Source organism: Actinomadura logoneensis (assembly GCF_003428695.1).
GTDB classification, from domain to species: domain Bacteria; phylum Actinomycetota; class Actinomycetes; order Streptosporangiales; family Streptosporangiaceae; genus Spirillospora; species Spirillospora logoneensis.
Window position 1 is genome coordinate 1 of the sequence record NZ_QURH01000424.1, and the last position, 870, is coordinate 870.

Genomic DNA, 870 nt, shown 5'->3' on the forward strand with positions numbered 1-870 from the left:
CGCGAGCGCCCGGCAGGCCCCCGGCGCGAACGGCTCGGCCCAGGCGCCGGGCCCGCAGCAGGGCCAGGCTCCGGCGCGGCAGGCAGGACCGCCCGCCGACACGGTTCGCAACCGGTTCGCGAGCCTGCAGCGCGGCGTCCAGCGGGGACGTACCGAGACCCGTGGCGCGACCCCCGACCTGCCCGGCGCGGGGTCCGCGGACAGCGGCACTACAGGTGAAGATCCGTCGCGCAGGAGCGGCGGAGAGACAGGAGGCACGCGGTGAGCGGGCAGGATCTCAACTGGTTGGTGACGAACTTCGCGGACCGTGTCCCGAAGGTCGCGCACGCCGTGGTGGTCTCCTCCGACGGATTGCCGATGGCGTACTCGGCGGGCTTCCCGCCGGAGCGCGCCGACCAGCTGTCGGCGATCGCCTCGGGGCTGATGAGCCTCACGCAGGGCGCGGCGAAGATCTTCGACGCCGGCGGCGTGAACCAGACGGTCGTCGAGATGGACCGCGGACTGCTGTTCGTGATGTCCATCGCCAACGGCGCGGTGTTCGCCGTGCTGGCGGCGCCGGACTGCGACCTCGGCCTGGTCGCCTACGAGATGACGCTTCTGGTCGAGCGTGTGGGCCGGGTGCTGACCCCGGCGCTGCGCACCGCCGAGCAGCAGCCCCCCTACGCCGGACCCTCGGTGTCGGGCCTGGGCGCCGGGCCCGCCCGGTACTAGCGGACCCTGAACACGGAGGTCGGTGCGATGGATCAAGGTGGTTCCTTCGGTCCCGGACCGGGCGGCGGCCCGCCGGGCTGGCACGGCGACGCCCCGGGCGTGGCCGGCGGGCACAGCGGCGGCTACCCGGTGGCCGGGCAGCAGCCGCATCCCGGTCCG

Annotated in this window: 2 protein-coding genes; both read left to right on the plus strand. The window is 74.7% G+C overall.

Annotated features, from left to right (window positions below; translation table 11 throughout):
* Window positions 1–265, plus strand: a 265-nt coding sequence (locus tag DZF91_RS41545) for a hypothetical protein (RefSeq protein ID WP_147341289.1), incomplete at its 5' end; no start/stop codon positions are given.
* Complete coding sequence (locus DZF91_RS23080; RefSeq protein ID WP_117359482.1) at window positions 262–711, plus strand: roadblock/LC7 domain-containing protein; 450 nt, start codon at window positions 262–264, stop codon at window positions 709–711. The genes DZF91_RS41545 and DZF91_RS23080, both read left to right, overlap by 4 nt.
* Window positions 712–870 lie beyond the last annotated feature (159 nt).